18 protein-coding genes are annotated in these 23,927 nt (G+C 70.0%); 13 read left to right on the top strand and 5 right to left on the bottom strand.

Going from position 1 to position 23,927, the window contains the following annotated elements:
• Positions 1 to 71 precede the first annotated feature (71 nt).
• On the top strand, positions 72 to 653 hold the full coding sequence (locus OG734_RS12595) for a TetR/AcrR family transcriptional regulator (protein WP_330287573.1): 582 nt from the start codon (positions 72 to 74) through the stop codon (positions 651 to 653).
• On the opposite strand, the gene OG734_RS12590 is transcribed toward OG734_RS12595, so the two are convergent.
• Positions 650 to 1,828, bottom strand: coding sequence for a PucR family transcriptional regulator (locus tag OG734_RS12590; RefSeq protein ID WP_330287572.1), 1,179 nt, complete (start codon positions 1,826 to 1,828; stop codon positions 650 to 652). The two genes, OG734_RS12595 and OG734_RS12590, sit on opposite strands and share 4 nt — an antisense overlap.
• A gap of 152 nt (positions 1,829 to 1,980) precedes the next feature.
• Between OG734_RS12590 and OG734_RS12585 the strand changes: the two genes are divergently transcribed.
• Positions 1,981 to 2,907, top strand: a complete 927-nt coding sequence (locus OG734_RS12585; RefSeq protein ID WP_330287571.1) for a proline dehydrogenase family protein — start codon at positions 1,981 to 1,983, stop codon at positions 2,905 to 2,907.
• A gap of 61 nt (positions 2,908 to 2,968) precedes the next feature.
• Positions 2,969 to 4,600 carry an L-glutamate gamma-semialdehyde dehydrogenase gene (gene pruA, locus OG734_RS12580; protein ID WP_330287570.1) on the top strand — a complete coding sequence of 544 codons (1,632 nt, stop codon included), beginning with the start codon at positions 2,969 to 2,971 and terminating at the stop codon, positions 4,598 to 4,600.
• Positions 4,601 to 4,655: 55 nt separating this feature from the next.
• On the opposite strand, the gene OG734_RS12575 is transcribed toward pruA, so the two are convergent.
• Positions 4,656 to 6,590 (bottom strand): glycoside hydrolase family 97 protein, encoded by a 1,935-nt coding sequence (locus tag OG734_RS12575; RefSeq protein WP_330287569.1) that lies wholly within the window; start codon positions 6,588 to 6,590, stop codon positions 4,656 to 4,658.
• A gap of 134 nt (positions 6,591 to 6,724) precedes the next feature.
• Here OG734_RS12575 and OG734_RS12570 point away from each other — a divergent pair, with 134 nt between their 5' ends.
• Complete coding sequence (locus OG734_RS12570) at positions 6,725 to 7,279, top strand: GNAT family N-acetyltransferase (RefSeq protein WP_330287568.1); 555 nt, start codon at positions 6,725 to 6,727, stop codon at positions 7,277 to 7,279.
• 251 nt (positions 7,280 to 7,530) lie between these two features.
• Positions 7,531 to 7,662, top strand: a complete 132-nt coding sequence (locus OG734_RS12565) for a hypothetical protein (protein WP_006374903.1) — start codon at positions 7,531 to 7,533, stop codon at positions 7,660 to 7,662.
• Between the two features lie 18 nt (positions 7,663 to 7,680).
• Here the strand turns inward: OG734_RS12565 and OG734_RS12560 are convergent, their stop codons facing one another.
• Positions 7,681 to 9,249, bottom strand: a complete 1,569-nt coding sequence (locus OG734_RS12560; protein ID WP_330287567.1) for a purple acid phosphatase family protein — start codon at positions 9,247 to 9,249, stop codon at positions 7,681 to 7,683.
• A gap of 152 nt (positions 9,250 to 9,401) precedes the next feature.
• Between OG734_RS12560 and OG734_RS12555 the strand changes: the two genes are divergently transcribed.
• The 7 genes from OG734_RS12555 to OG734_RS12525 all read left to right on the top strand — a co-directional run bounded on the left by OG734_RS12555 (position 9,402) and on the right by OG734_RS12525 (position 20,903).
• Entirely contained in the window at positions 9,402 to 10,442 is a 1,041-nt protein-coding gene (locus OG734_RS12555; RefSeq protein WP_330287566.1) for a 3-isopropylmalate dehydrogenase, read from the top strand.
• Between the two features lie 268 nt (positions 10,443 to 10,710).
• The gene (locus OG734_RS12550) at positions 10,711 to 11,799 is read left to right on the top strand and encodes a branched-chain amino acid aminotransferase (protein WP_330287565.1); all 1,089 of its coding nucleotides are present in this window, start codon (positions 10,711 to 10,713) and stop codon (positions 11,797 to 11,799) included.
• 271 nt (positions 11,800 to 12,070) lie between these two features.
• On the top strand, positions 12,071 to 13,036 hold the full coding sequence (locus tag OG734_RS12545) for a hypothetical protein (protein WP_330287564.1): 966 nt from the start codon (positions 12,071 to 12,073) through the stop codon (positions 13,034 to 13,036).
• Between the two features lie 26 nt (positions 13,037 to 13,062).
• Complete coding sequence (locus tag OG734_RS12540) at positions 13,063 to 14,304, top strand: TolB family protein (protein ID WP_330287563.1); 1,242 nt, start codon at positions 13,063 to 13,065, stop codon at positions 14,302 to 14,304.
• 333 nt (positions 14,305 to 14,637) lie between these two features.
• On the top strand, positions 14,638 to 16,242 hold the full coding sequence (cimA, locus tag OG734_RS12535) for a citramalate synthase (protein ID WP_330287562.1): 1,605 nt from the start codon (positions 14,638 to 14,640) through the stop codon (positions 16,240 to 16,242).
• Positions 16,243 to 16,399: 157 nt separating this feature from the next.
• Positions 16,400 to 19,426: a glycoside hydrolase family 3 protein gene (locus tag OG734_RS12530; RefSeq protein ID WP_330287561.1), complete on the top strand. Its 3,027-nt coding sequence runs from the start codon at positions 16,400 to 16,402 to the stop codon at positions 19,424 to 19,426.
• A gap of 115 nt (positions 19,427 to 19,541) precedes the next feature.
• Positions 19,542 to 20,903 carry a hypothetical protein gene (locus OG734_RS12525; RefSeq protein WP_330287560.1) on the top strand — a complete coding sequence of 454 codons (1,362 nt, stop codon included), beginning with the start codon at positions 19,542 to 19,544 and terminating at the stop codon, positions 20,901 to 20,903.
• 272 nt (positions 20,904 to 21,175) lie between these two features.
• On the opposite strand, the gene OG734_RS12520 is transcribed toward OG734_RS12525, so the two are convergent.
• A complete protein-coding gene (locus OG734_RS12520; protein WP_330287559.1) occupies positions 21,176 to 21,961 on the bottom strand; it encodes a S1 family peptidase in 786 nt (261 codons plus the stop codon).
• A 225-nt stretch (positions 21,962 to 22,186) separates the two neighbouring features.
• Entirely contained in the window at positions 22,187 to 22,684 is a 498-nt protein-coding gene (locus OG734_RS12515) for an N-acetyltransferase (protein WP_330287558.1), read from the bottom strand.
• Positions 22,685 to 23,158: 474 nt separating this feature from the next.
• On the opposite strand from OG734_RS12515, the gene OG734_RS12510 reads away from it, so the two are divergent.
• Positions 23,159 to 23,806, top strand: a complete 648-nt coding sequence (locus OG734_RS12510) for a YdeI/OmpD-associated family protein (RefSeq protein ID WP_330287557.1) — start codon at positions 23,159 to 23,161, stop codon at positions 23,804 to 23,806.
• The last annotated feature ends 121 nt before the right edge of the window (positions 23,807 to 23,927 follow it).

Genomic DNA, 23,927 nt, shown 5'->3' with positions numbered 1-23,927 from the left:
ACGGATGTCTAGAACGGTTGTGTAATTCGTTTGTCTAGGACGGCCGTATGGACCGCGGGTAGGCTGGACACATGGGACACCGTGAGGATCTGCTCGAAGGCGCCAAGCGCTGCCTGCTGGAGAAGGGCTTCGTGCGCACGACGGCGCGCGACATCGTCAAGGAGTCAGGGACCAACCTGGCGTCGATCGGTTACCACTACGGCTCGAAGGACAAGCTCCTCGCGGAGGCGTACGTCTCTCTGGTGGAGGGACTCTCCGACGACTTCAGCCCCGCCATGGGGACGGCCGGCGACACCGAGCCCGGCTCGCTCGACCGGTTCCAGGAGGTCTGGTCGAACATCATCGCCACCATGCAGGGGCCGGGTTCGCTGTGGCGGCTCAGCGTGGAGATCGTGGCCATGGGAGACCAACTGCCCACCGTCCGCGACCACTTGGCGAAGGCCCAGCGCGAGGCGGGGCGCGGCATCATTCCGCTGTTCCTCGGTGGGCGCGAGGAGGACCTGTCGGAAGGGGACGTCGACTCCGTCGGACAGTTCTACAACGCCCTGATGACCGGGCTCATCTGCCAGTACGTCTTCGACCCGACGACGGCACCGACCGCGGACCAGCTCACCGAGGGACTGCGGCGGGTCATCGGGGCAGCCAAGCCCTAGAGCCGCGCACCTTTCAGTGCCATGTGCAGCAGCAGGCGGTCCTCGCCGTCGTCCAGGTCCAGGCCTGTGAGTTGCTCCACCCGGGACAGGCGGTAGTAGAGCGTCTGGCGGTGGATGCCCAGTTCCGCCGCCGTACGGCTCGCCTGGCCCGCGAGGTCGAGGTAGACCTCGGCGGTGCGGGCCAGTTCCTGGTGGGCGGGGGAGAGCAGGGTGCGTACGGCGGGGTCCTGGGCCGTGTCCGGGGGCAGCGCCGTGAGGAGGCGGTACGGGCCGATGGCACCCCACTCCGCGACCGGGCCGAGGCGCGGTTCCGCGAGGGCCGCGCGGGCCGCCGCCGAGGCCTCGTGCCAGGCGGCGCCCAGATCGGCGAGGCCGGTACGCGGTGCGCCGACGCCGGCGGCGACCGCACCCTCCGTCTCCTTCAGCAGCCGGGACGCCACCGTCAGCGCCGGGGCGGGTACGTCCGTCGCGCGCAGCCGGATCAGCAGCGCCAGACTCTGGGCCGCCGTACCCCACGGCACCGTGCACACCGCCGTCGCGTGCGGCACCGCACGGGCCGACGGGGCGTCGTCCGGATCCGCCGACGGCCAGGGCGCCACGCACACCACCGCGTGCGGGCCCTCGCCGCGCGCCCCCAGGGCCGTACGCAGCGCCGCCACCGCCATGTCGCGCTGCCAGCCGCGCTCGGCGGTCAGCACCGTCCGGAACTCGCGGGTCAGGTCGGCGCTCGCCTGCGCGTCGTCCGCGAGCAGTGCGCCGATCCGGTCCGTCACCTCCATGGCCGCCGCCAACTGCTCCGCCGAGGGGCCCGGATCGTCGTCGAGCAGCCAGACGTAGGCGAGGACGACACCCCGATGGCGTACGGGGAGACAGATTCGCCCCCGGTACACCCCCGCCTCCGGTGTGGGCGGGATGCGGACCGGACCGGTCGCCCGCGTGATGCCGAAGCCCTCGAACCACGCGCGCACCGCCGACGTCGAGCGGCGCGTCAGGATCGAGCGGGTGCGGACGGGGTCCAGGGCCGACGTGTCCAGCTCGCCCTCGCTGTCGTACGCGCCGAAGGCGAGCAGCTCGAAGTCGCGGTTCTCCAGCGTCGCGGGGGCGCCGAGAAGCTCCGAGATGTCGTCCACCAGTTCCTGGTAGTCGCTGTGGTGATCGGCGTTCGGCTGGCTCATTCGGGCAATTCTTGCGCATTTCCGCGCCGCCTTCAGACATCTGTATGAGATCTGGGGCACGGATGCGTGACAGCTGTCGATGGCCGACGATCGGAGGGATCCTTAGGTTTCACGGTGGTTCTCCGTTCACCGGCCTTTTGTGGAGGTGCCCCGTGCTGGGTCCCGTGATTCTCGCCGCCTCGCGCAGCGACCGGATGCGCCGACTGATCTCGGCCGCCCCGGTGACCAGGCCGGTCGTCGACCGCTTCATCCCCGGCGAGACGGTCGACGACGTCGTGCCGATCGTCCAGGACCTCACCGACCGGGGGCTGGAAGTCACCCTGGACGTGGTCGGCGAGGACATCACCACCCCCGAGCAGGCCGCCGCCGCCCGCGACGCCTATCTGGAGCTGGTCGAGCGGCTCGGGGAACTGGAACTGGGCACCCGCGCCGAGATGTCCGTCAAACTGTCGCTCTTCGGGCAGGCGCTGGAGGGCGGCCACGAGCTGGCCCTCGCAAACATCCGGCCCGTCGTCGAGGCCGCCGCCGCGATCGGTACGACGGTCACGCTCGACGCGGAGGACCACACCACCCTCGACTCGATGTTCGCGATCCACGAGGAGCTCCGGAAGGACTTCCCGCAGACCGGCTGCGTCATCCAGGCCTACCTGTACCGCACCGAGTCCGACGCCCGCCGCCTCGCCGACTGCGGCAGCCGCGTACGGCTGGTGAAGGGCGCGTACAAGGAGCCCGCCGAGGTCGCCTACCAGCAGAAGTCCGAGACCGACAAGGCGTACGTCCGCATCCTGAGGATCCTGATGGAGGGCGAGGGATACCCAATGATCGGGTCCCACGACCCGCGCCTCATCTCCATCGCCCAGGAACTCGCCCGGCGCGCGAGCCGCAAGCCCGACGAGTACGAGTTCCAGATGCTGTACGGGATCAGGAGCGACGAACATCTGCGGCTCGCCGCCGAGGGACACCGGATGCGTGTCTACACCGCGTACGGGACGGACTGGTACGGCTACTTCATGCGGAGGCTGGCCGAACGCCCCGCCAACCTGCTGTTCTTCGGCCGCTCGATCCTCACCAAGGGCTGAGACCAAGGGATTTGGCCCCTGACAACACCCGCTCACTCGCCCCTCAAGGAGTTCGGAAGCAATGGACGCCGTCACCCAGGTCCCCACCCCCGTCAACGAGCCGGTGCACGGCTACGCCCCCGGGTCGCCCGAGCGGGCCCGGCTGGAGGTCAAGCTCAAGGAGCTCGCCGAGAACCCCGTCGACCTGCCGATGACCATCGGCGGCGCGCGGCGCATGGGCGGCGGTGAGCGATTCGACGTCGTACAGCCGCACCACCACAAGGCCCGCCTCGGCACCTACGCCAACGCCACCCAGCAGGACGCCCAGGACGCGATCGACGCGGCCCTCGCCGCCGCGCCCGCCTGGCGCGCGATGTCGTTCGACGACCGTGCCGCGATCATCCTGCGCGCCGCCGAACTGCTCGCCGGTCCCTGGCGCGAGACCCTCGCCGCCTCCACCATGCTCGGTCAGTCGAAGACGGCCCAGCAGGCCGAGATCGACTGTCCCTGCGAGCTGGTCGATTTCTGGCGCTTCAACGTCAAGTACGCGCGCGACCTGCTCGCCGAGCAGCCGCCCGCCAACTCCCCGGGCGTCTGGAACCGTCTCGACCACCGCCCCCTCGAAGGCTTCGTCTACGCGATCACCCCCTTCAACTTCACGGCGATCGCGGGCAACCTGCCGACGGCGCCCGCCCTTATGGGCAACGTGGTGGTGTGGAAGCCGTCCCCGACGCAGACCCACGCCGCTGTCCTCCTCATGCGGTTGCTGGAGGAGGCCGGGCTGCCCAAGGGCGTCATCAACCTCGTGACCGGGGACGGCATCGAGGTCTCCAAGGTCGCCCTGGAGCACCGCTCCCTGGCCGGGATTCACTTCACCGGTTCCACCAAGACCTTCCAGCACCTGTGGAAGACGGTCGGCGCGAACATCGAGAAGTACCGCTCGTATCCGCGGCTCGTCGGCGAGACCGGCGGCAAGGATTTCGTCGTCGCCCACCCGAGCGCCGACCGGGCGGTCCTGAAGACGGCCCTCACCCGGGGTGCTTTCGAGTACCAGGGGCAGAAGTGCAGCGCGACCTCCCGCGCCTACATCCCGGCCTCCATCTGGAACAACGGCTTCCGTGAGGAGTTCGCCGCCGAGGTCGACCACTTGACCATGGGTGACGTCAACGACCTCGGCAACTTCGTCGGCGCGGTCATCGACGAGCGTGCCTTCGCCAAGAACAAGGCCGCCATCGACCGCGCGAAGTCCGACCCGACGTGCACGATCGTGGCGGGCGGCTCGTACGACGACTCGGTCGGCTGGTTCGTCCGCCCGACGGTCGTGGAGTGCACGGACCCGGCGAACCCGGTCTTCACCACCGAGTACTTCGGCCCGTTCCTCGCCGTGTATGTCTACGAGGACGAGAAGTACGACGCCATGCTGACCCAGATGGAGTGCGTGTCCGACTACGCGCTGACCGGCGCGGTCATCTCCGGTGACCGCGCGGCAGCCGCGTACACGATGGAGAAGCTGCGCTACGCGGCCGGCAACTTCTACATCAACGACAAGTCGACCGGTGCGGTCGTCGGGCAGCAGCCGTTCGGCGGCGGGCGCGCGTCCGGTACCAACGACAAGGCGGGTGCCCCGCAGAACCTGATGCGCTGGACCCTGACCCGCGCCATCAAGGAGACCCTGGTCGCACCGACCGACTACACGTACCCGCACATGGGCTGACAGCTGACGGTTCACGGGGAACGCCGGGCCCGCACCCACGCGGGCCCGGCGTTCGTCATTTCGCCTTCTCGCAGGTCGTACGGCCCGGCTGCCAGCGACAGGCCAGTGCGGCGAAGCCGCCGTCCGCGACCACCGGTACGGCGAGGGCGTCGCCGCCTCGTACGACCCGCGCCTCCCGCACCAGACCCGACGGGCCGTCCGTCACCGTCTCCACCAGCCAGCGGCCGGCGCCGAGCCGCAGCGGTACGTCCGCCGTCCGCGCCGCGCCCGCGAACGTCCCGCCGATGAACCACCGGCCGTCCGCCGCGCGCCGGGCGAGTACGGCGGCCCGGCCCGGGTCGCCGGTCAACAGCCGGGTCTCCTCCCAGCGTCGGGGCAGCTGCTCCAGATAGCGGCGGGCCTCCGGGCGGGCCTCGTACGACTCCGGAGTGCCGGCGAGATTCTGGATGCCCGACTCGTACAGCACCGTCAGGCCCAACTCACCGGCGTCGGAAGCGACGTTGGGGCGGAACGGGCGGTGGAAAGCGCCCGGGGTGAAGTCCATCGAGCCGATCACGTTACGGGTGAAGGGGAGCGAGGCGAGCTGCTCGGCGGTGTTGTTGCGCTTCTCCTCGCCGCCCACGCCCTCCATGGTCATGACCTGCGGCCAGGTGCGCTGCATGCCCTTCGGGATGGTCGAGCCATGGAAGTTGACGAGGAGATGGTGGCGGGCCGTCGCTTCCAACGCCTCGTCGTACCAGCGCATCCGGTCCTGCGACTCCGAGTCCATGAAGTCGATCTTCACGCCCTTGACGCCCCAACTCGCCAGCGTGCCGAGCCACTTCTCGCGCTCCGCCGGGTCCGTGAGCAGGGTGTAGTGCAGCCAGACCTGGATACCGACACCTTTCGCCGCCGCGTACCGCACCAGTTCCGGCATCCAGTTGTTCGTCTGCCAGTCGGGGTCGATGACGTCCCATTCCCCGGGCTTGTAGTACCAGCCGGCGTCGACGACCTCGTACGGCCAGCCGCGCTCGGCCGCGTAGTCGACGTACTTCTTCTGCGCCGCCAGGCTCTGCCCGGCCTCCTTGCCGCCCGCGAGCCAGGTCCACAGGGCAGGGCCCGGCTTGATCCAGGACGTGTCCCGGACCCGGGAGGGCGGGGCGAGGTCGTCGACGAGGGTCGACTCCGTCACGGTGGTCAGGTCGCCGGTGACGATCGTGCGCCACGGCGTCGTCAACGAGCCTTGCGTTTCCACGGGTTCGTCGTTCCAGAGGCTCACCTTGTACGTCGGTGAGCCCGCCTCGTGTGTCAAGTGGGCGCCCGCGTAAGTGCCGTTGAGGTCCGACTCGGCGATGAGGGCGTAGCCGCCGGGCGTGTTGAAGAGGGCCTGCATCGAGTAGCCGCCCGCCGGGGCCGTTGCCGCCGACTCGTAGCGTTTGAAAGGGAGTTCGTTGTCGGCGCGGTAGGCGTTGATGACGGCCTGGGTGTCCGGGGGGAGGGTGAAGGCGGAGGCCTCGCGCAGGACGTTGCCGGTGGTGCGCGGCAGGGCGTAGCGGTAGGCGACGCCGTCCGGGGTCACCCGTACCAGCAGGTCGAGGCGGGCGCCCTCGGCCGTATGGAAGCGGAAGCGGGACTCGGTCATCCGGGCAACCCGCTTGCGGGACTTGCCCGTTGTGGACGCGTAGCGCTCGGTGACTGCTCGGGTGGTGCGGCTGGTCAGCTCCAGTCCCTTGGAGAAATCGGCCTGTTCGGTGACCAGGCCCAGGGGGGAGGGGGCGAGGACCTGTTCGCCGCCGCGTCTCACGGTGAGGGTCGGGCGGCCGTCGGCCGGGTCCAGTGCGACGACCGCCGTGGGGGAGCCGGGCGGAGCCTTCACCTCCCAGGCCGCCGCCGTCCCGGTATGCGGCCCGGTGGCCGCCTCGGCGGGCAGAGCTGTTACCGCTGTGGCAAGTAAGGCAGAGCAAAGTGTCAGCGCGATCGACATGAAGTACCTCTCCAGTCGTTCAGCCATCCGATGACTGTGAGGCTGGTGGGTGGGAATCGGGCTGTCAAGGTGTCGCGCGGCGCTATCTAGGTGTTGGAGGTCGGATCAATCGAGTTTCGGATCTCGCGGGTTGTCTCCGGGCGCCTCGGGATACTGGACTCATGGCCCCCACGCTGCGCACCGCCCACACGGCCGACCTCGCCTCCGCCGAACTCGCCGCCGCCCGCGGCCTCCTGGACGCCGCTTTCGACGGCAGCTTCGGTGACGAGGACTGGGAGCACGCGCTCGGGGGTATCCACGCACTCGTCCACGACGACACCGGTGTCCTCCTCGCCCACGGCTCGGTCGTCATGCGCCGCGCGTTGCACCGGGGGCGCTGGCTGCGCGTCGGCTACGTCGAAGCCGTCGGTGTCCGCACCGACGCCCGCCGTCGCGGCCTCGGTGGGCAGGTGCTGGGCGCGCTGGAGCGGTTCATCGACGGCGGCTACGACCTCGGTGCGCTGTCCGCGAGCGCCGACGGCTCCGCCCTTTACGAGGCCAGGGGCTGGCAGCTCTGGCCGGGCCGGATCAGCGCCCTCGGCCCGGACGGGGTGGTCCACCTTCCGGAAGAGGAGGGCGGTGTCTTCGTACGGCCGACTGTGGTCGGTTCGCTTGTCGGTTCGCTCGATCCGGCGGAGGGGTTGGTCTTCGACTGGCGGGATGGCGACGTGTTGTAAAGGGCCAGGTCAGTGGGGGGGTGTCCCAATCCGCCGTCTCAGATAGTAGGAAGTCCGAGTAATTGTGGAGACAGATGCCCTGTCCTCGCTTAGCTTTGTAGAAGCCGAACGTCTCGCTGGACCAAGCGAATGACGGTCGTGAGCCGGTGCCCCGTGCAGGCAACCCCTGCGGTGCCGCTGCTCCCCGTCCGACCCGGCGTCTCGAATCCCCCCTGCCGTACTCCCGGATTCCTTGAAGGAGTCGATTTCCCATGGCCGAGACGACCGTCCGCCGCCGAGTCCGCCACGTGTCCCCGACGAGCGAGTCCGACCGTAAGAACGCCGCCGCAGCCCTCCAGCGCGCCCTCGACCGCCGGGACAACGGCGGCCAGACGGGTCACTGACGGCAGTCCGCCGGCTCGCTACCCGCGCCGTACCTCGAAGTGGTCGATCCGCTCCCCGCTCTGCGCCAGCGCCGACACCGTGAGCCGGGGAGCCGCGCCCGGTGCGCCCGCCTGCGCCTCCACCGAGAGGAAGGAGTAGCCGGTGTAGCGCACGCGTGACCACTCCACGGTGTCCTCGTGCCGCTCCTGCGACTTCGTCCAGTAGAAGCTCTCCACCGACTCCCGGTCGGCGACCTTCCCCTCGAAGCTGTCCTTCACCCCGTTGGGGAACGCGTACAGGCTCTGGCCCGCGCCGCCCGCCGTGACGTACACGGTGCCGTCCCGCGTCGGGTCGGTCGACGCGCCGACCGGCACCTGCCGGCCCACCCGGCCGCCCCTGAGGGCGTCCGTCCGCTCGTACACATGGTTGTGGCCGTTGATTACCAGGTCCACCTGGTGCTTGTCGAAGAGCGGCAGCCAGGCGTCCCGTACCCCGCCGTCGGAGGCGTGGTTGGACGTGGAGTACGTGCAGTGGTGGAAGAAGACCACGACGAAGTCGATCGCGTCCGACGTGCGCAGCTCGGCCAGTCGCCGGTCCAGCCACGCCGTCTGGCGGCCGTCCGTGTGGCCCAGGTTCGCGGGGATCTCGTACGACACGTCGTTCGCGTCGAGCGCCACGACCCCGACATTGCCGTACGTGAACGAGTAGGCGCCCGGGGTGTTTTGGGCGTCGAAGCCGTTGTCCGGGAGTGACCAGCGGGCCGACTGGCCGCCGTAGCCGTTGGGCGAGTACCAGGCCTCCATGTCGTGGTTTCCGGTCGTCACCATCCACGGCACCGACTTCGCGACCGTCTCCGTCTGCTTCAGGAACAGGTCCCAGGCGGTCGGGTCGTAACTGTCCGACTTCTCGCCGTGGCCGGTGACGTCCGCGTAGCAGATGTCACCCGCGTGGAGGTGGAAGGCGGGGTTCCGGCCGAGGAGCACGTGATCGTTGGCGAGCGCGTCGGGCGTGACGCCCTGGTCGCCGAAGGCCGTGAACACGAAGCTCGCGGGGGCGGTGGCGGGTGCGGTGCGGAACGTGCCGAGCGTGGAGTTGTGCGCGCGGGACGCCGGGTCGAAGCCCTCGTGGCCGACGCCGTAGTAGTACGTCGTCCCGGGGCGCAGGCCGTCGAGGGCCGCGTGCACGTAGTACTGGTCCAGGTCGAGGCGTACGCCCGTCAGGCCCGGCGTGTGCAGGGCGCGGACCTCGGCGTCGATGCGCCGGCTCAGGTTCCCGGGCGTCGGTCCGACGCGTACGTACGGCTTCCGCACCGCGAACGGGACCTGCCAGGAGATCCGCATCTGGGTCTTCGGGTCGGCGCCGAACGCGAGGTGGCGGCCGAACGGGACGACGGCCGAGCCGGGCACCCTGCTGGTGGCGGGGGCCGGCGTATGGGTGCTCGACGAACAGCCGGTGAGCAGGCCACCGCCGGCCAGCGCGCCCGCCGTCACCAGCGCGCGGCGCCGGGTGAGCCGCGTGCGCAGGTACTCGTACTGCTCCGCCATGCTCATCCGGCGGGCCAGCTGCGGCGGAATGCCGACGTCGGGGGTGTCCGGGGGACTGTCCATGGGTGGGAATTTTGCAGCAATCCCCAACGTCCGGCTCACATACAGGTGAACGCCGGTGGAAGAGCGGCCGTTGGCGTGCATCTCCCATCCGGATCGTGTCCGTATCGCGGACACGGTGTGTCATCCCATGGGACCCGGAGTACGGTGCCGGTATGTCTCGCAGCATCAATCTCGCAGTGATTCCCGGTGACGGCATCGGCCAGGAGGTCGTGGCCCAGGGGCTGAAGGTGCTCTCCGCCGTCCTTCCGCAGGATGTGAAGCTGGAGACCAAGGAGTTCGACTTCGGCGCCCGGCGCTACCACGCCACCGGTGAGACCCTCACCACCGCCGACCTGGACGCGCTCAAGAAGCACGACGCCATCCTGCTCGGCGCGATCGGTGACCCGAGCGTGCCCTCCGGAGTCCTGGAACGCGGCTTCCTGCTGAAGCTCCGCTTCGCCTTCGACCACCACGTCAACCTGCGTCCGTCGAGGCTCCTCCCCGGTGTCGCGACCCCGCTGGCCGGACAGCCCGAGATCGACTTCGTGGTCGTCCGCGAGGGCACCGAGGGCCCGTACACCGGCAACGGCGGCACCATCCGCCAGGGCACCCCGCACGCGGTCGCCACCGAGGTGTCGCTGAACACCGCCTTCGGCATCGAGCGGGTCGTCCGCGACGCCTACGCCCGCGCCCAGGCCCGCCCCCGCAAGAAGCTGGCGCTCGTCCACAAGAACAACGTGCTCGTGCACGCCGGTCACCTGTGGACGGACATCTTCAACAAGGTGGGCGAGGAGTTCCCCGACGTCACCACCGAGTACATGCACGTGGACGCGGCGACGATCTACCTCGTCACGCAGCCCGAGCGCTTCGACGTGATCGTCACCGACAACCTGTTCGGCGACATCATCACCGACCTCGCCGCGGCCGTCTCCGGCGGCATCGGCGTCGCCGCGAGCGGGAACATCAACCCGTCCGGCGAGTACCCCTCGATGTTCGAGCCCGTGCACGGCTCGGCCCCGGACATCGCCGGTCAGGGCAAGGCCGACCCCAGCGCCACCGTGCTGTCCGTCGCCCTCCTGCTGCGCCACCTCGGCTACGAGTCCGAGGCCGCCCGCATCGAGGAAGCCGTCACCGGCGACCTCGCGGAGCGCGGCACCACGGCCCGTACGACCGACGAGATCGGCGACGCCCTCGCCGTACGAGTAGCCGGCTGACCCGCGGCGCTCACTCGAACGATTTTCGAAGCCGCCGGGTCGCATATGCACCCGGCGGCTTCTCTTACGTCCCCGCCGGGTGTCACCATCATCCCCTGGGTCGCATTTCACGCCCTTTTCGTCCATGGCCCCCTTCGCGCGATAATCGAACGCGGAGCCACGGACCGAGGGAATGCTCGGACGTCCTAACACCGGCCACTGCGGTACGGCGGCTGTACGGGCGTGAGCGCGGCCCGTCACACACAAAACCGGTGAAGGACACCCACTCATGACGACGCCCACGATCGAGCTCAAGCCCTCGGCCTCGCCACTTTCCGGCGCGGAGCGGGAGGCGATCCTGGCCAGCCCCGGCTTCGGCCGCCACTTCACCGACCACATGGTGACGATCAAGTGGACCGAGGGCCGCGGCTGGCACGACGGACAGCTCGTCCCGTACGGCCCGCTCTCCATCGACCCCGCGAACATGACCCTGCACTACGCGCAGGAGATCTTCGAGGGCCTCAAGGCCTACCGCCGCCCCGACGGCTCCGTCGCCACCTTCCGGCCGGAGAAGAACGCCCTGCGCTTCCAGCACTCCGCGCGCCGCCTCGCCATGCCCGAGCTGCCCGTCGAGACGTTCATCGAGGCCATCGACGCGCTCGTCCAGCAGGACCGCGACTGGGTGCCCGCGCACGGCGGCGAGGAGTCCCTCTACCTGCGCCCCTTCATGATCGCCACCGAGGTCGGCCTCGGCGTCAAGCCGGCCAACGAGTACCTGTTCCTGGTGATCGCGTCCCCCGCCGGCGCCTACTTCCCCGGCGGCGTCAAGCCCGTCTCCATCTGGCTCTCCGAGGACCGCGTCCGCGCCGTCCCCGGCGGCATGGGCGACGCCAAGACCGGCGGCAACTATGCGGCCTCCCTGCTCGCCCAGGCCGAGGCCGCCGAGCACGGCTGCGCCCAGGTCTGCTACCTCGACGCCGTCGAGCACAAGTGGATCGAGGAACTCGGCGGGATGAACCTGTACTTCGTGTACGGGGACCGCATCGTCACCCCCTCCCTCACCGGCTCCATCCTGGAGGGCGTCACCCGCGACTCCCTCCTCACCGTCGCCCGCGACCTCGGCTACACCGCCGAGGAGGGCCGCATCTCCATCGACGAGTGGCAGCGCGACGCCGAGAACGGCACCCTGACCGAGGTCTTCGCCTGCGGCACGGCAGCCGTCATCACACCTGTCGGCACGGTCAAGCGCACCGGCGTCGAGTGGCAGCAGAGCGGCGGCGAGCCCGGCAAGGTCACGCTGCGGCTGCGCGAGGCACTCCTCGACATCCAGCGCGGTACGGCCGAGGACAAGCACGACTGGATGCATGTCCTCGGCTGAGGGCTCGGCAAGGTAGGCGGTTCTCTGGCTGCGGGCCGGTGGGGGCCGAGCGCGCCCCGCGGCTGAGCCGCGGATCGGATACAGCCCCGCGCCCCTTTGGGGCGCGGGGCACCCGACCTGAACAGGAGACCTCTCGCGGACGCCCGAGTGTGCGTCCCGGTTGTACGCAATAAGGCCGATTGACCCTGTAGTGCGTGATGCGTTTGCCTCGAAGGGAGCCCTCGGCGCGGGGCCGGGGGGACAAGCGTTCACGGGGACTTCAGGGGGAAACATGTCCAGAGCCACAGGTGTGTCAGGAGCCTGGTCAGGGGCGGCGGCGCTGCTGCTCGCGTTCGGCGCGACGAACGCGTCCGCCGCGCCGCACACGCCGAGGGTGGATCGGGTGGAGCGCGTGAGCACCGCCGCCGACGGCAGCCAGTCCGACGGGGAGTCGATGAGCGCCGCGATCAGCGCCGACGGCCACCGAGTCGCGTTCACGTCCACCGCGCCGAGCTTCGGCTGCGCGCACTTCACCCCGTGCCTGCTGGTGAAGGACCTGCCCACCGGCGAGGTCACCAGGATCGACGTCGGCAGCGGCAACACCTACGGCTATCCGCTGCCGAGCACCGACGGGAGCCGTATCGCCTTCTCCGCGGGCACCCGGTTCATGGCTCCGTACCTGTACGACCGCGCCACCGGCCGCTCGGAGCGGCTGTGGCCCGAGAACCCGCCCGGCTTCAACGAGTTGGGCCGCGTGCAGTCGATCAGCCCGGACGGCACCCACGTCGCGTACACCATCGGCAACCGCAACGGCCCGGAGAACTACCGGCTGTTGTACGTACGGGACACGGCCACCGGCAGCGACGAGCTGATCTCACCGGCCGAGGAGGGTGACAAGGTCGCGCCCTCGATCAGCGCCGACGGCCGCGAGGTCGCCTTCCAGCAGGGCCGCAACATCCACGTCCGCGACCTCGACACCGGGGCCACGACCCGGGTCAGGGGCACCGAGCCCTCGCTCTCCGGGACCGGTACGCATCTCGCGTACACCTCGGCCGGCACCGTGTACCTGCTCGAACTCGCCACCGGCGAACGGCAGTTGATCAGCGTCGACCGCTGGGGCGGCCGCAACGACCTCCCGGCGCGGAATCCGTCCGCCAACTCCGACGGCACCGTCGTCGCGTTCGAGTCGGCGTCATCCGATCTGGTGAAAGGGGACACCAACGGGGTAACGGACGTCTTCCTGCGGACAGTGCAATGAGAACGACCGATCACGGGGGAACAACCATGTACACCTACCGGAAAACGCATCGTCGCGCCGCTCTGGCGGTCGCCGTCGTCGCGGCCGTGGCCTCGGCGGCGCTCACCGCACCCACGGCGGGCGCCGCACCCAGGGCGCCCTACACCGAGCCGATCAGCGTCACCCCCGAGGGGAAGGCGGGGAACGGCGCCACACAGACCTCCGTCATCAGCCGCAACGGCCGCCACCTCGCCCTCACTTCGGCCGCCGAGGACCTTGACCCCAATGTGCCGCACGGCGGCATGTACGTACGCGACCGGCATACCGGCAAGCTCCGTTTCGCCGGGTTCGGCGGCCTGTTGGCGGTCCTCGACGACGGCCGCTACGTCTACGTCCAGTACGCACCGTCCGCCGAGGACACCGACGTGTGGATCGACGACGTCGGCACGGCGAAGCGGGTGGGCTTCGGCATCGAGGTCCCCGACGGCTTCACCGGGCAGCCCTCCGAGGTCTCCGTGAGCCCCAACGGCCGCTACGCCGTCTACACGCTCCAGGAGACCGCCCAGAACAACAGCGGCGTAGTCTTCCTGCGCGACCGTGTCGCCGGCACCACCCAGCGGATCAGCCACCCCAAGCCGACCTGGGAGCCCCGCAACGCCTCGCAGCCGACGGTCAGCGACGACGGGCGCCGCGTCGTCTACCAGTACAACTACATGAACGGCCCGCGCGGCGACGACTGGGGCGACGTCTGGCTGTACGACCGCACCACCCGCAAGCACACCCAGATCGACCGCTCCCACGACGGCTCACCGACCGAGAAGGAGTCCCTGACCCCGTCCATCAGCGGCAACGGACGTACGGTCGTCTTCGAGTCCCGGGACACCCACCTGGTCCCCGGCGACACCGACGCCAGCTGGAACGTGTTCGTCCACGACATCCGCACCGGCAAGAACCGGCGCATCCACGGCACCCAGGGCGGCCCCGGCGAGGTCTACACCCGGGGCGCCGCGATCAGCGCCGACGGCCGCTACCTCACGTTCACGTCGGAGGTGACGGAGCCCGGCAGCCAGTACGGCAAGGAGTACCCCGTCTATCTGCGGGACCTGAAGAAGGGCACCACCACCCTGGTCACGCCCGACACCACTGGCGGCACCGCGACCGCCCAGGTCCTGCCGGGCCGGATCGCCGACGGCGCCCGCCGCATCGTCTTCCAGTCGTCCGACCCGACACTGATCCCGGCCGGCGACACCAACGACGGCGCCGACGCGTTCGTACGGCACCTGAGGTGATCAGCCCGGTGACCAGGCCGGTGATCAGCGCAGTGCTCGCATCCTGAGACGGAGGGTGAGCACGGAGGCGGACTGTGCCAGACTGCCTCCGTGCTCTCGTTCGCCACGATTATTGGCAGCAGGCGCGCCGGTCCGCAGTGACCACCACGTACGACCAGGTACGGGTGGCCTCTTCGTCCTCGACCCGCGCGCAGACCTCTCGCACCCGCGAGGGGTTTTTCGCTTTTCTGGCCCACCTCCAGCCAAAGAAGCAGCGCGAGGGATCATTGAGGGACGGTGGAGCCGGTCATTCCGGTAAAGACCGAGATCGACATCCTCAGGAGCCTTGAGATCATGACGGAAACCAGCGAACTCGACGACTCGTTCCACGTCTTCGACACCACCCTGCGCGACGGCGCCCAGCGCGAGGGCATCAACCTCACCGTCGCCGACAAGCTGGCCATCGCACGGCACCTGGACGACTTCGGCGTCGGCTTCATCGAGGGCGGCTGGCCGGGCGCCAACCCGCGCGACACCGAGTTCTTCGCCCGCGCACAGCAGGAGATCGACTTCCGGCACGCCCAGCTCGTGGCCTTCGGCGCCACCCGCAGGGCCGGCGGCAAGGCGAGCGAGGACCCGCAGGTCAAGGCCCTCCTGGACTCCGGCGCCCCCGTCATCACCCTGGTCGCCAAGTCCCACGACCGGCACGTCGAGCTGGCGCTGCGCACGACCCTCGACGAGAACCTGGAGATGGTCCGCGACACCGTCGCCCACCTGCGCTCCCAGGGCCGCCGCGTCTTCGTCGACTGCGAGCACTTCTTCGACGGCTACCGGGCGAACCCCGAGTATGCGAAGGCCGTCGTCCGGGCGGCGTCCGAGGCCGGCGCCGATGTCGTCATCCTCTGCGACACCAACGGCGGCATGCTTCCGGCCCAGGTCCAGGCGGTCGTCGCCACGGTCCTCGCCGACACCGGCGCCCGCCTCGGCATCCACACCCAGGACGACACGGGCTGCGCGGTCGCCAACACCCTCGCCGCCGTGGACGCGGGCGCGACCCACGTCCAGTGCACCGCCAACGGCTACGGCGAGCGCGTCGGCAACGCCAACCTGTTCCCGGTCGTGGCGGCCCTGGAACTGAAGTACGGCAAGAAGGTCCTGCCCGACGGTGCGCTGCGCGAGATGACCCGTATCTCCCACGCCATCGCCGAGGTCGTCAACCTGACGCCGTCCACGCATCAGCCGTACGTGGGAGTCTCGGCCTTCGCCCACAAGGCGGGCCTGCACGCCTCGGCCATCAAGGTCGACCCCGACCTCTACCAGCACATCGACCCCGAGCAGGTCGGCAACACCATGCGGATGCTGGTCTCCGACATGGCGGGCCGCGCCTCGATCGAGCTCAAGGGCAAGGAACTCGGCGTCGACCTGGGCGACGACCGTGAGCTGGTCGGCCGGGTCGTCGCGCGGGTGAAGGAGCGCGAGCTCCAGGGCTACACGTTCGAGGCGGCCGACGCGTCCTTCGAGCTGCTGCTGCGCGCGGAGGCCGAGGGCAGGGCCCGTACGTACTTCGAGGTCGAGTCCTGGCGCGCGATCGTCGAGGACCGCCCCGACGGCAGCCACGCCAACGAGGCCACGGTCAAGCTCTTCGCCAAGGGCGAGCGCATCGTCGCGACAGCGGAGGGCAACGGCCCGGTGAACGCCCTGGACCGCGCCCTCAAGGTGGCCCTGGAGAAGATCTATCCGCCGCTCGCCAAGCTGGAGCTGGTCGACTACAAGGTCCGCATCCTGGAGGGCAAGCACGGCACGCAGTCCACGACCCGCGTCCTCATCTCCACCTCGGACGGCAAGGGCGAGTGGTCGACGGTGGGCGTCGCCGACAACGTGATCGCCGCGTCGTGGGAGGCACTGGCGGACGCCTACACGTACGGGCTGCTGCGGGCAGGTGTGGAGCCCGCGAAGTAGGGAGCCGTATTCGGGCCAAGTGGTGCGAGGCGTGTTCGGCACCTTGACGGCTCACAGGGGCACTTGTTGACTCGCGGCGTGTTCCAAGCCACGAGGACACGCAAGGTGTTCCAGTGGACTCGGGGACTCAAGGACTCCTAGAGCCGAGGGATGGTCCATGCGCCGAACCGCCCTGCTTGTCTGCGCCACTTTGCTGACCGGGCTGCTGCCCCTGGCCGCCGCGGGCACGGCGGCCGGGGCCGACGACCCCGCCCCCGTCCCGGTGGACCGCTTCGAGGGCGAGGTCCCCTTCGCCTCCCCGCCCGCCGGTGGCATCTTCACCTGGGGTGGCGACAGCGACGACCCGCCCCGACTCGCCCTCACCGAACGGACGGACGCCCCCGAAGGCGCCAAGGTCCTCACCGGCACCTACGACATCAGCGGCTACGGCGGCTTCACCCACGATTTCGCCTTCGCCGAGCCCGCCCACGACTGGTCGGCGAGCAAAGGCATCCGCTTCTGGTGGGAGGGCCAGGGCAACGGCAGGAAGATCAGCTTCGAGCTGAAGGACGGCGGCGCCAACGGCGAGGCCTCCGAACTCTGGACGACCTCGTTCACCGACGACTTCACCGGCTGGAAGCAGATCGAGCTCCCCTTCACCGACTTCGCCTACCGCACGGACTACCAGCCGGTCGGCGGTATCGACCAGATCCTCGGACTCACCGAGACCTGGGGGTACGCCCTCACCCTCCCCGCCGGGATCAGCGGTCGATTCGCCATGGACGGCGTCGAGTTGTACGGCAAGGCGGATCAATCACGGCGCGCGTCCGTCACCACCGGCTCCGCCGTGTACCCGGTGAAGGAGGGCGGCACGGCGAAGGTCGGCGTCACTCTCGGCACGACCGGTTCCGCCCCGCTCACCGACCCCGTGACGGTCGCCTACGAGACGACGACCGGCGGCACGGCATCGGACGGCACCGACTACACGCCCGTCCGCGGCGAGATCACCTTCCCGGCGGGCACCGCCTCCGGCACCTCCCGCACGATCCAGGTCCTCACCCGCAAGGACAGGGCGGCGGAGTCGGCGGAGACGATCCCCCTCAAGCTCACGGTCACCGGAGCCAGGGCCCCGGCCGAGACACCGCAGATCGTCATCGACGCACACGGACTCCCGTATCTGAACGGCAAGTTGCCGGTGAAGAAGCGGGTCGCCGACCTCCTCTCCCGGATGTCCCTGGCGGAGAAGGCCGGCCAGATGACCCAGGCCGAGCGCGGCGCGGTCGCGGCGACGCCCGGTGACGTCGCCTCCTACGACCTCGGCTCGCTGCTCTCCGGCGGCGGTTCGACGCCCACACCCAACACCCCGGTGGCCTGGGCGAAGATGATCGACGGCTTCCAACTCCGGGCGCAGGCAACGCGGTTCCAGATCCCGTTGATCTACGGGGTGGACGCGGTGCACGGTCACAACAACCTCGTCGGCGCCACGATCCTGCCGCACAACATCGGCATCGGGGCCGCCCGTGATCCCCAACTCGCTTACGGCGCAGGGAAGGTGGCGGCGGCCGAGGTCAGGGCCACGGGCATCCCCTGGGACTTCGCGCCCTGCCTCTGCGTGGCCCGTGACGAACGCTGGGGGCGGACCTACGAGTCGTTCGGTGAGGACCCGGCGCTCGTCGAGTCGATGGAGACGGTGATCCAGGGTCTCCAAGGCCGCGCGAACGGACAGGACTTGAAGGACAACGACAAGGTCCTCGCCACCGCCAAGCACTTCGTCGGCGACGGCGGCACGACCTACGGCTCCTCCACCACCGGCTCGTACACCATCGACCAGGGCGTCACCGAGATCACCCGGAAGCAACTGGAAGCGGTCCACCTGGCCCCGTACCAGGACGCCGTCGACCGCGGAGTCGGCTCGGTCATGCCGTCCTACTCCTCCCTCGACATCGCGGGGGACGGCCAGGGACCGGTGAAGATGCACGCCCGCGCCGACATGATCAACGGCGTACTCAAGGGCCGTATGGGCTTCGACGGCTTCGTCATCAGCGACTGGCAGGCCATCGACCAGATCCCCGGCGACTACGCCTCCGACGTCCGCACGTCCGTCAACGCGGGCCTCGACATGATCATGGTTCCGAACGCCTACAAGGACTTCCACACCACCCTCGTCGCCGAGGTGAACGCCGGCCGGATCAACGGCAAGCGGATCGACGACGCCGTCTCCCGCATCCTCACCCAGAAGTTCAAGCTGGGCCTCTTCGAGCGCCCGTACGCCGACACGAGCGGCGCGGCGGACATCGGCTCGGCCGAACACCGGGCAGTGGCACGGCAGTTGGCGTCGAAGTCACAGGTCCTGCTGAAGAACGCCGACAGCGTGCTGCCGCTGAAGAAGTCCCAGAAGGTGTACGTCGCCGGGTCCAACGCCGACGACATCGGCAACCAGACCGGCGGCTGGACCGTCACCTGGCAGGGCTCCTCCGGGGACATCACCGAGGGCACGACCGTCCTGGAGGGCATGCGGAAAGCCGGCGGCAGCGTCACCTACTCCAAGGACGCCTCCGCCCCGACAGCCGGTTATGACGTGGGTGTGGTGGTCGTCGGCGAGACCCCGTACGCCGAGGGCGCCGGAGACGTCGGCAACGGCAACGACCTGCAGCTGAGCGACGCCGACAAGGCAGCGGTCGACCGGGTGTGCGCGGCGATGAAGTGCGCGGTGCTGGTCGTCGCCGGGCGCCCCCAGCTCATCGGCGACCGGCTCGGTGACATCGACGCCCTGGTCGCCTCCTGGCTACCCGGCACCGAGGGCGACGGCGTCGCCGACGTGCTCTACGGCAAGCGCGCGTTCACCGGCCAACTCCCGCTCACCTGGCCGAAGTCGGAGACCCAGCTGCCGATCAACGTGGGCGACACCGCGTACGATCCGCAGTTCCCGTACGGCTGGGGACTCACGACGAGGACCAGGATCCCGGAGGGCGGCGACAAGACCCTGAAGGCGCTGGCGATCGCGGCGACGGTGGCCGAGAGGTCCCACGACGCGAAGGCCGGACGCACGCTCGTCACCCAGGCGCGGCTGATCGCGCAGGCGAAGATCGGGCAGCACATCACCTCGGCCACCGCCAAGCCCTTCGCCGACGCCGACCATCTGCTGCTGACCGGACGGTACGGCGCGGCCGTGGAGAAGCTGAGGGCCGCGTACCGGGCGGCCTGAGCCGGGTGGGGACAAACGGAAATCGGTCCTGGTGGGGAGAGGGAGGGGCAGGGGAAGCGGGAGCCTCACCAGGACCGATGTCCGTTTCTCCCCTACTTCGGGTAGCTTCGAAGCTATGAAGGCCGTAGTGGTCCGTCCTGTCATACGTCTGCTGCTGGTGCCCTTCGTCGTGACACTCGCGGTACTCGCGCTGCTGACGGCCGCCGCGCCCGGCGCGCATGCGGCCACCGACCTCTCGAAGATCGCCGAAGCGCTGCGCGCGGGCCCGGTGTACGTGGACCCGGCCGCCTTCGACCTGCTGTCCTTGTCCGACGCCGACGCGCTCGCTGCCAAGATCAAGGACGCGGACAAGCCAGTCTTCGTGGCTGTCCTCCCGGCCGGCTACCCGACCAAGAACCTCTTCACGAACCTCCGAACGGAGACAGGCGTCACGGGTCTGTACGCCGTCCGCCTCGGCGACCGTTTCGACGCGCGGGCCGACGGCAGTGTGCTCAGCCAGTCGGCGGTCGGCAACCTGGTGACGGCGGTGCAGAGCGCCGGAGACACGAAGGCCCAGCTCAACGACTTCGTCGACGCCGCGCTGCGCGGCAACATCGGCGGTTCGGCGCCCGCCACCTGGAGCGGCTCGGGCGGTGGCGGTGACGGTGGGGTGGGCACCGGGGCGCTGATCACCGTCGGCGCGGTGCTGGCGGCGGGTGGCGCCGGCGCGTACGCCCTGGTCCGGCGGAACCGGCGGCGGCACGAGGAGGAGCGGCGGGCGGCGCTCGCCAAGCTGACGGTCGTCGTCGACGAGGACATCACCGCGTTCGGCGAGGAACTCGACCGGCTCGACTTCCACCCCGCCGAGGCGGGCGCCGACGACGCTATGCGCGCGGACTACGAACGGGCGCTGGACGCGTACGAGAAGGCGAAGTCGCTGATGGCGGCCACCCGGCGGCCGGAGGAGGTGCGCGCGGTGACGCAGACCCTGGAGGACGGCCGGTTCTCGCTCGCGCAACTCGCCGCGCGCCGCGAGGGCGGCCCGCTGCCCGAACGCCGCGGCCCCTGCTTCTTCGACCCGCGCCACGGCCCCTCGGTCGCCGACGCGACCTGGACACCGGCGGGCGGAACACCCCGCGAGGTCCCGGTCTGCGCCGCCGACCGGGCCCGCCTGGCCGACGGCCACGACCCGGCGGTCCGCGAGGTGGAGACCGCTTCAGGCCCCCGCCCCTACTGGGACGCGGGCCCCGCGTACGGCCCCTGGGCGGGCGGCTACTTCGGCGGCGGCATCCTCCCAGGCCTCCTCGTCGGCACGATGCTCGGCAGCATGATGGCCACCCCGTCCTACGCGGCCGACTACGGCGGCGGCTACGGCGATTTCCGGGATCCCGGCGGCTTCGATGGCGGCGACATGTCCGGCGCGGACTTCAACCCCGGGGACTTCGGGGGAGGGGACTTCGGCGGTGGCGGGGACTTCGGGGGTGGCGGGGGGTTCTGATCAGACGCGGGCCGGCACCGTCCAGCCTCGGCGCTACCTCCTCGATCGCCAACGGGTCCCCCGGCCCGCACCATCCAGCCCGTCCGGCGTTTGAGGACGAGGCCCGTTCAGGGCCGTAGGGGGGCTGGGGGCGCAGCCCCCAGTGATGGGACGGGTAAGGGCGGCGGGGGCGACACCCTCCGGCACGCAAGCCCCACGACGTACAGACACGGGTCCGGCGCTGAGAAGCGCCGGACCCGTGGACGTCGTACGAATGATGCCACCCAGGCGCGTCAGAGAGTCGACGCCGCCGAGGCGATGGCCGAGGCGAAGGTCGAGACCTCGGAGTAGACGCCGGGAGCGTTGCGCTGGGCGCAGCCGTCGCCCCAGCTGACGATGCCGACCTGGACGAACGCACCGGCGTTGTCCTTGCGGAACATCGGGCCGCCGGAGTCACCCTGGCAGGTGTCGACGCCGCCCGCCGCGAAGCCGGCGCAGATCTCCTCGCCGGCGACGAGGCCGCTGTAGAGACCGCCGTACGCCTTACAGGTGGCGTCGCTGATGAACGGCACCGTGGCCTTGAGCATGTAGCGCTGCTGAGCACCGCCCTCACGGGCCGCGCCCCAGCCCGCGACGGTGAAGTCACCGGTGTTGTACTGCGTGGTGGTGGCGATCTTCAGCGTCGGCAGGTTGATCGGCTGGGCGAGCTTGATGAGCGCCCAGTCCTTGCCTGTGCCGTTGTAGCCGGGGGCCTGGAGGACCCGGGTGGACCGGACCTGGACGCGGCCGGTGGTGGACTGGAGGTCCACGACACCGGCGGTGGCCGTGATGCTGGTGTTGGCACCCGAGCCGTTCACACAGTGCGCGGCGGTGAGCACGATCTGCTGCGTGTAGAGCGCACCGCCACAGCCCATGGAGAGCCGGACCATGAACGGGAACTCGCCCTGCGCGGCACGGGTTCCGCCGACGACGGGCGCCGGGGCGGCCTGCGCGGAGGAGAGCGGCTGAAGGCTGATGATCGCGAGCGCTGCGGCGCCGGCGGCCGCGGTTCTCTTGAGCGCGGTGATGAGCTTCTTCAACGTGATGCCTTCCGTGGGGGGTCGGACATACACAGAAATGTCAGGCTCATGCCAAATCAACAGAAAGAACTCGTGCTTTTGCTGGCATGAGCTGGTCAAAATCTGTTGAAGGATTATGCGAACGCTGTGAGCGGCCCCACAAGGGGCGAAATCCGGCCGCCCCTATCGGGCCAGCCGGCTCGCACGGATCGGACGCGTCGGCGCTATGCCGGGGTTGTGGCCGGGCTATGCGGACGCGTCGGGCAGCCGCAGCCACTCCGCCCAGGACAGATCCCGCCCGATGAAGCGAGGCTTCACGAAGGGCCAGTCGGCGGCGATCCACTGCGGTACGAGGGCGTCGAGAGCCCGCTCCACCTCGCTCCCGACGGCGCTGTCCACCACCCACCAGGAGACCTCGGCATCGGCGCCGGCCTTCTCGGGCGGATCGATGTAGACGCACCCGAGTTCGACGGTCTCGTCGTCATTGAGCAGCACGTAGTTGAACGACTCGTGGGCGTCGACCTCAGCGGCGTGCCGCTCCAGATCGGCGAGATTGGCCTCGTACGTGATGGTGGCGGCCGGCCACCCCCAGGCCTCCCCGAAGATGCTCCACAGCCGCTCGCGCGAGCCCATGACGGTCGGGTAGTCGAGCGCGGCGTCGGTCCCGCGAATCGGCCGCAGGTGATACCCGCCGGGTACCTCGACGTGCAGCGGGTGGGCGAAGTCGCGGGGGAGCCAGGTCATGGTCGGAGGCTAGCTTGCGGGTGGGCGGGGCGCACGGGGATATTCGGGACGTCAGACCAGGTCGAGGACACACGGCACCCCCCTGGCCACCCGTAGCCACGGTCGCGGGACCGGCGAGCAACGGCCGCACCACAGCCCCTCTGTTCAGCGCGCCGGTGGCGAATACCCCACTGGTCGCGGGAGCGTTGGAGGCGACACGCATGACGAGGGTGACGACGGTGACGACGGTCGATCCGATCCCGAACGACAGCCCGCTCCGGATAACCGCCCCCATGTAGAGCGGCGCCGGATGCGTACTGACCAGGATCGGCACCGCCCACCCGACAGGCGGCGCCCACAGTGCGAGGCCCCGGCCCGGACGCGGGACCACGCATGGCGCGACCTGCCATCAACCGGTTTTCCACCCATGGCGACAACGAACGACGGCGCACCATGAGGACGGAACCTGGCCTGTTTGACCGCTACCGTGCCCTCATGGCCACCCCAACCCCACCCGACAACCAAACGGACCAGGACCCCACGGACCAGCCCGCCGAAGTCCTCGACGGCGTACCGGTCGAGCCCTTCGCCGACGCCCCCGCCCTCGACGCCTGGCTCGCCGCCTACTCGGCAGCCCAGGCCGCCGGCCTGTGGGTGAAAGTCGCCAAGAAGGGCTCCGGTCTGGCCTCCGTCACCGCCGCCGAGGTCAATGACATGGCCCTCTGCCATGGGTGGATCACCGGTCAGCGCAGGAGCCTCGACGCCGCCCACTTCCTTCAGAAGATCACCCCGCGTCGGCGGGGCAGTGTGTGGTCGATGGTCAACGTACGGAGGGTGCCGGAGTTGGTGGCGGCCGGCCTGATGCGGCCCGGCGGCCTCGCGGAGATCGACGCGGCCAAGGCGGACGGACGGTGGGAGGCGGCGTACGAGTCCCAGCGCAACGCCTCCGTCCCGGACGACCTCGTTGCCGCGCTGGAGCGCGACCCTCGTGCCAAGGCGGCCTTCGAGGCGCTCGGCAGGACGGATCAGTACCAGGTCGTCCTGCCGGTGCTGAAGGCCCGCACGCCGGACATCCGGGCCGCACGCCTCGCGGCAGCCGTCGCCGGGTTGACGGAAGCGCCGGCAAGTCCGGCAAATCCTTGATCCTGAGCGGGAGTTGGGGCACCGACACGTCCGCCCGCCCGGTCGAGGACTGACTGTCCTGACCAGGCGGGCGGTTCGTTTCCGCTTCGAGGGTTCTGCGGGCGCCGACGCCGGCCCACCC

Source organism: Streptomyces sp. NBC_00576, from assembly GCF_036345175.1.
Lineage (GTDB): Bacteria > Actinomycetota > Actinomycetes > Streptomycetales > Streptomycetaceae > Streptomyces.
The sequence above is the reverse complement of the archived record's forward strand: the minus strand, read 5'-3'. Positions and strand labels throughout refer to the sequence as shown.